This window comes from Haliscomenobacter sp., from assembly GCF_033763495.1.
Lineage (GTDB): Bacteria > Bacteroidota > Bacteroidia > Chitinophagales > Saprospiraceae > Haliscomenobacter.
The window spans coordinates 1-10,453 of sequence record NZ_JANRKL010000124.1; the positions used below are offsets into that span (position 1 = coordinate 1).

Consider the following 10,453-nt stretch of genomic DNA (forward strand, 5'->3'; position numbering starts at 1 on the left):
GAAACTGAAAAAGTGTGACAATCGTCATCAGTATCAGGAAAAACCTTACCAGTCCTTTTCCTTGCATAACTTCTTGTTTACTTTGCTAGTATAAGATTTGTCTTAAAAAAACTGGGCAAATATAAGCTGTTTTATAAAAAAGCAGTGCTTCAAAAGCAGAAAACGCAAATAAAATTTCAAGATTTAACCAAAAACCAGGCATTGCCGTTTTGTTTTTTATATTTGGAGCGAAAAATTTTTAAACACCAATCAAAAGATAACACCATGGGACTCTTTTCCTTTTTGAAAAATGCTGGCGCTAAATTGTTCAAGCGCAAAAAAGAAGAAGTAACCAAGCCGGAGGAAGCTGAAAAAGTACACGAAACCAATGTTGAAGCGCTCCGCAGCGCGGTTGCTGACTTGGGAATTGAGGTGAAAGACTTTTTTGTAGACTTACAAGAAGATACTGTAATCGTGTTCGGGGAGGTCAATTCTCAAGCCGATAAAGAAAAAATCATTTTGACATTGGGCAACGTTGAAGGAGTGGAGCAGGTTGACGACCGCATGACGGTGATCGTACCTGAGCCCGAAGCCGACTTTTATGAGGTAAAAAAAGGAGATTCCTTGTCAAAAATTGCCAAGGTATATTATGGTGATGCTTTGAAATATCCGGTTATTTTTGAGGCCAACAAACCGATGCTCAAAGATCCCAACCTGATTTATCCAGGGCAAGTCTTGCGTATTCCCAAGCTTTAACAGGGTTATTCGAACAAAAGAGGCAAGTTCAGTAAGCTCAATCTATTTTGTTTGCTATCTTTCCCCCTAGCCAAAGGCTTATTTTGTCAATTGACCATTGCTTAACTTTATACCACAAGTTCACATGAGTAAATTATTTACGAAAAAACCACTTTCACAGCTCTTGAATGAGGCGGGTGCCGATGGACACGGCACGCTCAAACGCACTCTGACTGCCTGGAGCCTGGTTGCACTTGGTATTGGTGCAATTATTGGCGCCGGACTTTTTGTACGAACTGCTGCTGCTGCCGGTGGGCACGCGGGTAATGCGGTAACGATTTCCTTTATGCTGGCTGCTTTAGGCTGCGCTTTTGCGGGATTGTGTTATGCTGAATTTGCTGCAATGATTCCGATTGCAGGTAGCGCATATACTTATGCTTATGCCACCTTAGGCGAAATTATGGCCTGGATCATTGGCTGGGCACTGGTACTGGAGTACGCACTAGGTGCTGCCACAGTTTCGATTGCCTGGAGTGAATACCTGAATAAGCTCTTGGGGGGGGCGATACCTTATGAATGGTGTCATTCGCCGTTCGAGGTTTCTCCGGACGGCGTAGTGGGTATGATGAACCTGCCTGCCCTATTGATTTTGGGCATCTTGACGGCTTTGTTGATCAAAGGCACCCAGGAATCAGCTTTTGTCAATGCCATCATCGTATTCATCAAAGTAGCGATTGTATTGATTTTTATCGCGATTGGCTGGAGCTACATCAACCCTGTCAACCACACACCTTACTTTATTCCTGAAGGAACTGCCGGTCATGAAGGCTTTTTTGATTGGGGTTGGGGTGGTGTCTTGCGTGGTGCCGGGATTGTATTTTTTGCTTTCATTGGTTTTGATGCGGTATCTACCGCTGCCCAGGAAGCCAAAAATCCCAGCCGCGACATGCCAATCGGTATCTTGGGTTCTTTGATAGTTTGTACCTTATTGTACGTATTGTTTGCCCACGTTTTGACAGGTGTATCTCCTTATGCTGACTTTGTAGACCCTACCAAAGGCAAAGAAGCATCGGTGGCTTATGCCATTTCAACTTACATGACGGGCTACGGTTGGCTGGCTACTGCGGTAACCGTGGCGATTTTGGCTGGCTTTTCCTCCGTAATTCTGGTGATGTTGATGGGACAATCCAGGGTATTTTATTCTATGTCGAAAGACGGCTTGTTGCCCAAGGTATTTGCGGATTTGCACCCTAAGTTCAGTACACCTTACAAGTCCAACCTGATCTTGTTGATCTTCGTAGGTTTGTTTGCTGGCTTTGTACCTGGCAGTGTAGCGGGTGACCTGACCAGTATCGGCACCTTGTTGGCCTTCGTCATCGTTTGTATCGGCGTGATGGTTATGCGCAAATCAAATCCTGATGTACCTCGCCCATTCAAAACCCCACTGGTGCCATTGGTGCCTATTTTGGGCATTGTTGTTTGTGGTGCGATGATCATTTCCTTGGATATCCGCACTCAAATGATTGCACTAGGTTGGATGCTGGTCGGCTTGATCATTTATTTTGCCTATAGCCGGAAACACAGCAAATTGACAGCATAGTTAATTCTTTCAAAACAGTAAAAAACGCAATGCATGGTAGTGGACACACGCCATGCATTGCGTTTTAGTTAAATTTCCCTAACAAAATGAATCCATCCAACAATCCAGATAACATGAAGCGGGAGCTGGGCCTCCTTGATGCCACTTTGTTGGTAGCAGGCGGTATGATCGGCTCGGGTATTTTTATTGTAAGCGCCGATGTAACGCGCAATGTGGGTTCGGCTGGCTGGCTGTTGCTCATTTGGCTCATTACAGGGTTCATGACCCTGGCAGCGGCTTTGAGCTATGGCGAGTTGAGCGGGATGTACCCCAAAGCGGGTGGGCAATACGTCTATTTGCGTGAAGCCTACAATTCATTGGTTGCTTTTTTGTTTGGATGGAGTTTTTTCGCGGTGATTCAAACCGGAACAATCGCGGCAGTAGGGGTAGCTTTTTCTAAGTTCTTTGCCTATTTCATTCCACAATTGGGAGACGATGTCATTTTATTCAGACTAATTGGATTCAATATCTCCTCAGCGCAATTGGTATCCATCGCTCTGATTATTCTACTCACCTACATCAATACCCGTGGGGTAAAAAGTGGCAAAATCATTCAAACCACTTTTACCGCAGCAAAGCTGATCAGCCTGATTGGCCTGATTCTTTTTGGCTTCATTTTGATGAAACCCGAAGTTTGGGCGGCCAACTGGAGCAATGCTTTTGACATTCAGCGCTTTGTTTCACCTGGCGTTTTTGAAAACTATCCTGGATTTTCAGTAATCGCTGGAGGAATTGCCGCAGCGATGGTCGGTACCCTGTTTAGTAGTGATTCCTGGAACAACGTCACCTTTGTGGCTGGAGAAATTACCAATCCCAAGCGCAACATTGGCCTAGCCCTCTTTTTGGGTACGCTCATCGTGACCGTCATTTATGTGCTCACCAATGTAATGTATACCGCCGTTCTGCCTATGAACGATATTGCTACGGCGGCTAAAGACCGGGTAGGTATTGCCGCTGCGCAATCTATTTTTGGCGCAAGTGGAACGGCGATTTTGGCACTGCTGGTGATGGTATCTACTTTTGGTTGCAACAATGGCCTCATTCTATCTGGCGCTCGGGTGTATTACAGCATGGCGCAAGATGGGTTGTTTTTTAAAAAAGCCGGTGAATTGAATAAAAACGCCGTCCCTGAATTTGGACTTTGGATTCAATGTGCCTTTGCTTCCATTTTGTGCCTGAGTGGTCGCTATGGCGATTTGCTGGACATGATTTGTTTTGTAGTGGTCATTTTTTACGTGTTGACCATTCTGGGCATTTTCATTTTGCGGGTCAAACAACCCGATCTGGAGCGACCTTACAAAGCATTTGGCTACCCAGTTTTACCCATTATTTACATTTTGATGGGCATTAGTTTTTGTGTGTTGCTGATCATTTACAAACCAGCTTACACCTGGCCAGGTTTGATTATCGTGGCCTTGGGGATTCCCATTTATTATTTGCTGCTGCGCAGAAAATAAGGTGAGATTAAAAAACCCTTAAAATTTATGTATATATGGTGTTATAAGTTGACGACATTTTGAGGTTTACCCCGCAAAAAAGAGGCTACGTTGGTGCCCGTAATGTTGAGCAAACGTTGGCGAGCCTCCCGACTGGCCCAGGCTTGATGTGGAGTGATGATGCAATTGGGCAAGCCGAAAAGGGGATGATCGGGACGAGGAGGTTCTCCGTCCAGCACATCAAGGCCAACACCAGCCAGCTTACCGCTTTGTAAAGCCTGCAACAAATCTGCCTCGTTAATCAGTTCGCCACGGCCAGTATTGATCAAAAAAGCCGAAGGTTTCATCCTTTCCAGCAATTTTGCATTGACGATTTGGTGGGTCTTGTCGTTGAGCGGTACAGTTAGGCTGATAACGTCACTCGAAGAAAAAAGATCCTCGATGCGAACAAATGTAACTCCAACCAGAGCATCACGTTCAGGGTGACGGTGGGTGGCCAACACTCTCATTCCCATTGCCATGGCAATGGAAGCGACTTTTTGACCAATGCGGCCAAACCCCAATATTCCCATGGTTTTTCCATTGAGTTCGATCAATGGTTTTTTCCAATAAGAAAAATCGGGCTGGTTGCTCCACTCTCCATTCAGGACACTTTGATGGTGAAGTGCTACATTGTTGCTCAACTCTAGTAACAAGGCAAATACATGTTGGGCCACCGAAAAGGTGCCATATCCCACTGCATTGGAGACACAAATCCCTCGCTCGCGAGTGGCTTGTAGATCAATGTTGTTGTATCCGGTTGCACTGACACAAATACATTGTAAATCAGGTAGTTGAGCGATGTGTTCGCGGGTGATGGGTATTTTATTGACCACTAGAATGTGTGCATTTTTAGATCGAGGAACCACTTCATCACCTCTCGATCGATCATACACTGTTACTCTGCCTAGGGCCTGTAATTCCTGCCAATTTAAATCCCCTGGGTTGAGGGTGTGCCCATCTAATACGACTATGTTGGGTTGGTCAATCATTTTGTGTTTCTGATTTAGGTCGAGTAAAAAAAGGGATTTTTATGGAAAAAGACGTAATTTAAAGTTCAGATTTATCGTACAAAACTATTTTTCCAAAAACCGTCCCATGAAACAAGCCATAAATGATTGGAAATTTGTGGTATTGGCCTGTCTTACCCTGGGTTTGGCACCCTTTACCCCACAGCCCCACATCGTCAACAAGTTGATTTGGCTACGCGATGGAGCCAAAGGCCAATATTGGTTGGATTGGTTTGACCTGACGATGCATGCTTTGCCCTGGTTGTTACTCCTACGCTTGGGGGTTTTGTTTTTTTTGCGTCACTTTATAAAAGAAAAATCTGAGTAGTGGGGCAAAAATAAGTGTTCATTTTTACTGAGTCAAAGGATTAGATAATAAACTTAAAATGAAACGTTTACTTATCTAATCCTTTGCCAAAATGAATCACTTATTTTTTTATCGCCCTCCAGACATGTAACTTTTCCTATTGGCGACGTTAAGTGCATGGTGTAAAAGCTCAAAACATAAACATCGATGTTTGTTAAAGTACTCTTTCCAGCCAAGCGTGGAACGCTGCGACTTCCATTTGCTAATTCCTTACTCTCAACAGCACTGCTGTTTTTATCCAGTGTACTGTCCTTGTCCGCCCAATTTTCTATCACTGCAACAGAGGTGGAAACCTGGACGACGCCTACGCCGGCTTCCTCTGATTACAACCTCAATTCCGCCTATGTTTACCTCCTGAATCCGACCGCCCTCCAGGCCGTTTTTGAAGGAGAAGGTTTAAACAAAGGGGAAAAGAAAGATGTAGGACTGAAAAAAGGGGATTACCCGCAATACATGTACCTGGCCGTAAACATCAAGGACCCAGTCAATGAAGCAAATACCCTGACCATCCCGCTGATGATCCATGATGTGCGCAACCCAGCTATTTCCCAACGTTTGGTGGAATATGGGGGCCGTTTTTTGGAAAACATTCCCGACGATAACCTGAAAAACGACATCGTGGCCAAGGTTAAGTTTGAAGCGTTTAAGGGCAATAACTCCAATGAATTTTGGAAAAAAACTGCCGAAATTTCCCTTAACCTGGGTCGAACTGCCACCAGCATTTTGAAAAACCCCATCACAGGTACTTTTTCTGCACTTTCGGATCAGATCATTCCTCAGGTGGACAAAGGCATCAAGTCGATGGGCAATCTGGAAGACCCTCAAAAAATCGTCAGCGAATTTTACATCAAGTTACTGAATAAGGAACTGAGTGGTTTGTACGAAGAAAAAGTCATTTCGGCCATCTTGTACCGCATCCACTGGGATGTGGAAAAACCGGTGCGGTCCAAGTTTTTTACTAACGCAAAGCCAGGCCGTGTCGATGACCTGAAAAAAATGGTCAATACTACCACTGCACCCTTCCTTTTGGTGGTGAGCACCAAAGCAGAGTACAACACCGACCACTCCCAAATGGCCTACAACCAGCAATACATCGAGAAGAAAGCCAAGGATTTCCGTAAAATCCAAAATGCGGAAAAACGCGAAGTGGAAAAATCCTTTTTGGAAATCCTGAAGCTGGCCGTCGAGCTCAACAAACAAATGGATGTATTCCAGAATAGCCTCAATACCAAATACCCCGATTGGCTGGCCTACTCCAAAGTAATTGAGTTGTATTTCCACGTCAACGAACTGCGCAAGGAAGAATTGGGTAAACTGGTCAAACAAGAGCCCATTATTCGGGAGAAATACACTCGTTTGTACGGCAACGTGCAAAATGATGTCGACCTCTGGTTTGGTACGGAGTTGATGCAAAAAGCCCGTTCGGTGGCAGCCTACCTGCTCAATAATCCTGGTCCTTACAATTATACCAACCGCTCGCCACGCCATATTTATGAGGACATCGAGATGTTGGATTATTACCGCGATCGGGTGAAACAGATCGAAACCCAGGGTAAGTTGCCTAAAGAAATCCAGGCTTTGGAAACCTATGACCTGACCTTGCGCAAGCTTAAAGAGATGGAAACAGCCTTGTTTGAAGCCGATTTTTCTCCTGACCCACGCCTTGATGTGGAATCCAAAAAGAGTTGGTTGCTCACCCGAGCCAGCCAGGTGTATCCAACGTGCCAGATTTGTGGCCAGAGGGTAGGGGAGAAGATAACCGCCATCGAAAATGCTACCTACGAGCAAAACATCCGCCAATACAAGAACATTTCAGCAGGCTATTACAGCAAACTGGAATGTTTTGAAAACATCATGAATGGCCTCAACACCTACATAAAGGCCAATAAAGATTCTACCACCATTTCCCCGATGATGTTCGCCTCCATCAAACAGGATCGGGAAGACTTTATCCGCACGGTGAATACCTACAACGAAATTGCAGGTAAGGACCACACCACCCTTAGTTCAAAAGACCTATCAGCTCTGATTCAGCGCTACCAAATCAATCGCGAAAAAATGCTCGTCATCATTCAACGTTTAAAAGGTTTGTCTCTGGCCAATGGAGGGACCAGTTGTTTGATGGATGAGGTGAAACCGTAAAAAATATAGATGAAAGATGAGAGATGAAAGATGCTACCGCAGCGTTTTTGACGATGACCTTGTCTAAGTCTCTGCGATAGCATCTCTCATCTTTCATCTCTCATCTTTCATCTTTTTCTCACAAATCCTATCTTTGCGGAACTCAAAGCGCCAAAATTTGTTTCTTTGGCACACACCCATTGAACTACAGGATTTATGAGATTGGAACCGAAAGATCTTTTTGAAAAGCTCGAGTTTGACAAAGTGATTGAGCTTTTGGTTAGGGAGTGCCTGGGCGAACAAGGCATCGAACGCATTAAAGAGTTGCGACCCCAAACCAATCGCGAGCAGATTGAGGAGCGGCTCAAGGAGGTCATGGAAATGAAAAGATCGATCGAACACAACGATCGGATTCCCCTGGTAGCTTACCAAAACATCGACAGTGATTTACAGTTGCTGGCCATCATCGATTCGGTATTGCCCGAAGATGGCCTACGGCGCATCAATACCATTCTGATTACAGTTGGCGCGATTTACAAGTTTTTTAGTCCCTCTCGCCGTGATTTGTACAAAACCCTTTACGAAGTCATTCGCCCGGTCAATTTTGACCCAGCTTTGGTCAAGGAAATCGAAAGGGTTATTGACGCAGAAGGCAACATTCGCCCGGATGCCTCACCCGAATTAGCCCGCATTTACAAGGCCATCCAATCCAAAATGAAGGAATTGGACCGGGTTTTCCGCGATGTCATCAACGATTATCGGAACAAAGGCTGGTTGAGCGACTCTGTGGAAAGTTTTCGCAATGGCCGCCGGGTGTTGAGTGTCCCTGCTGAACACAAACGCAAAATCCGGGGCATCATCCATGATGAATCCGCAACGGGTAGAACGACCTTTATCGAACCCGAGCCCGTCATCGACATCAACAACGATATCTTTGACCTGGAACAACAGGAGCGCCGCGAGATCTACCGCATCCTCAAGGAGTTGAGCGCGGTGTTGCGTCCCTACGTACCACAAATGCACCAATATCAGGAGATCATGGTGTATTTTGACGTGGTGCAGGCCAAAGCGCGCCTGGCCGTACGCATGAAGGCTGAATTGCCGCAAATGCTCGACCAGCCTAGTTTTGAAATTTACGAAGGCTACCACCCACTACTCTTGTTGAAAAACAGCCAGTTGGGCAAAAAAACCATCCCCTTTGACTTGCGTCTGGATGGCGGCAACCGCATTCTCGTTCTTAGTGGGCCCAACGCCGGGGGGAAGTCCATCACCATGAAATCGACGGGCTTGTTGCAACTGATGGCCCAGTCCGGTCTCTTGATTCCCGTCAACAAACGTACCCAACTGGGGATATTCCACAATTTTTTTGCGGACATCGGCGACCAGCAATCCATCGAGGACGACCTGAGTACCTACAGCTCCCGTTTGGCCAACATGCGTATGTTTCTGGAGCACGCTGATGAGCGGACTTTGGTAGTCATCGACGAGTTCGGTTCGGGTACCGACCCTCAAATTGGTGGTGCCATTGCCGAAGCCATTCTCTGGGAGTTGAACTACCGCAAGGTATTCGGGGTCATCACCACGCACTATTCCAACCTCAAAATTTTTGCCTTCAAAAGTAAGGGCATCCTCAATGGCTCCATGGTTTTTGACAAAGAAAACCTGGCCCCAACTTATGAACTGAAAGTAGGTCGCCCGGGTAGCTCCTATGCCTTTGAAATTGCGGAAAAAAGTGGTTTGGGTGGAAAAGTGTTGGATTATGCCAAAAACCGGGTAGGTAAAAACGAAAAGGCCGTTGATCAACTGTTGATCGATTTGCAACGGGAAAAACAGGAAGTTGAAGAAGAACTCAAAGGACTCAAGGACCGCCAGGAAAAACTGGACAAACTCATGAAGTCCTACGAGAGCATGCAACGCGACCTAGATTTCCGCCGCAAACGCATGAAACTGGAGGCCAAAGAGCAAGACCTGCAAAAAACTTCCCAGGACAACAAAGACCTGGAAAAACTGGTGCGTGAACTGCGTGAAGCCCGCAACCTCGAACAGGCCATGGAAGCTGCCGCCAAAGCCCGGGAATCCAAAAAACAACTGGCCGAGCAGGTGACCCAACTTCGCGAAGAAGTATATTATTCCCCGGAAAGCCGTCCCAAAAACGAACGCCCGGTCAAAAAAGGTGACTTCGTTAAATTGGTGGCTGGTGGTGCTACCGGGAAAGTGGAATCCATCAAAGGGGACAAAGTCATCGTGGAAGTTGGACTCATGCGCATGACCCTCAATATTCGCGACGTCATCTTTTCCAACCCTACCATCGACCTGCGCCAAAGCAAAAGTGTGCAGTCAGATGTGATCCAAAGAAGCGCTGCATTTTACCCCCGCATCGATATCCGGGGCGTGCGTTACGAGGAGGCACTGAAAATGGTGGAAGATTTTATGGACCAGGCCCTCATCACTAGTTCAAACCATTTGCAAATTGTACACGGCAAGGGCAATGGCACTTTGCGCAACGCAGTGCGTTCCAAGCTCAGAGAATACCAGAATGTAGAAATGGAAATTCGTCACCCGGAGCCGGAGAGTGGAGGAGATGGAGTGACGCTGATCGAATTTAAATAGATTCCAACATAGATGGTAGAGACGCACAGCCGTGCGCCTCTACTGTCCGTTGTTTTTAGAACTGCTCTGTTCCTGCAAAGTGGAAAGCGCCTTCAATGGCCGCATTCTCGTCTGAATCGGAACCGTGAACCGCGTTTTCACCAATACTTTTGGCAAATCTGGCACGGATGGTACCTGGCTCAGCTTTGGATGGGTCAGTTGCACCAATCAAGGTACGGAAATCCGCCACTGCGTTCTCTTTTTCCAGAATCGCCGCAACGATAACCCCTGAAGACATGAACTCTACCAGCTCACCGTAAAAAGGGCGTTCCTTGTGCACAGCGTAAAACTCGCCAGCTTTTTCCTGAGAAAGTTTAGTCAATTTCATGGCAACGATGCGGAATCCTGCTTCGTTGATTTGCGCCAAAATGGCACCGATGTGACCCGCAGCTACTGCGTCGGGCTTGATCATCGTAAAAGTTCTATTTCCAGCCATATGCTCGGTTTTGCAAAATTTGGCGCAAAAGTAAGGAAAAAG

The 10,453-nt window shown here is 46.1% G+C and carries 8 protein-coding genes; 6 read left to right on the top strand and 2 right to left on the bottom strand.

Going from position 1 to position 10,453, the window contains the following annotated elements; all coding sequences use genetic code 11:
• Positions 1-264 precede the first annotated feature (264 nt).
• From lysM to SFV55_RS13095, 3 genes are all read left to right on the top strand, one after another.
• Entirely contained in the window at positions 265-735 is a 471-nt protein-coding gene (gene lysM / locus SFV55_RS13085) for a peptidoglycan-binding protein LysM (protein ID WP_320029956.1), read from the top strand.
• 124 nt (positions 736-859) lie between these two features.
• On the top strand, positions 860-2,314 hold the full coding sequence (locus SFV55_RS13090; protein ID WP_320029957.1) for an amino acid permease: 1,455 nt from the start codon (positions 860-862) through the stop codon (positions 2,312-2,314).
• 86 nt (positions 2,315-2,400) lie between these two features.
• Positions 2,401-3,810, top strand: coding sequence for an APC family permease (locus SFV55_RS13095; protein WP_320029958.1), 1,410 nt, complete (start codon positions 2,401-2,403; stop codon positions 3,808-3,810).
• A 41-nt stretch (positions 3,811-3,851) separates the two neighbouring features.
• Here SFV55_RS13095 and SFV55_RS13100 read toward each other — a convergent pair whose 3' ends face one another.
• Entirely contained in the window at positions 3,852-4,820 is a 969-nt protein-coding gene (locus SFV55_RS13100) for a D-2-hydroxyacid dehydrogenase (protein WP_320029959.1), read from the bottom strand.
• Positions 4,821-4,926: 106 nt separating this feature from the next.
• Between SFV55_RS13100 and SFV55_RS13105 the strand changes: the two genes are divergently transcribed.
• The 3 genes from SFV55_RS13105 to SFV55_RS13115 all read left to right on the top strand — a co-directional run bounded on the left by SFV55_RS13105 (position 4,927) and on the right by SFV55_RS13115 (position 9,936).
• A complete protein-coding gene (locus SFV55_RS13105; protein ID WP_320029960.1) occupies positions 4,927-5,166 on the top strand; it encodes a hypothetical protein in 240 nt (79 codons plus the stop codon).
• Between the two features lie 186 nt (positions 5,167-5,352).
• Positions 5,353-7,347 carry a hypothetical protein gene (locus tag SFV55_RS13110; RefSeq protein WP_320029961.1) on the top strand — a complete coding sequence of 665 codons (1,995 nt, stop codon included), beginning with the start codon at positions 5,353-5,355 and terminating at the stop codon, positions 7,345-7,347.
• A 195-nt stretch (positions 7,348-7,542) separates the two neighbouring features.
• Positions 7,543-9,936 (top strand): endonuclease MutS2, encoded by a 2,394-nt coding sequence (locus SFV55_RS13115; protein ID WP_320029962.1) that lies wholly within the window; start codon positions 7,543-7,545, stop codon positions 9,934-9,936.
• A 55-nt stretch (positions 9,937-9,991) separates the two neighbouring features.
• Here SFV55_RS13115 and SFV55_RS13120 read toward each other — a convergent pair whose 3' ends face one another.
• Positions 9,992-10,411 (bottom strand): nucleoside-diphosphate kinase, encoded by a 420-nt coding sequence (locus SFV55_RS13120; protein WP_320029963.1) that lies wholly within the window; start codon positions 10,409-10,411, stop codon positions 9,992-9,994.
• Positions 10,412-10,453 lie beyond the last annotated feature (42 nt).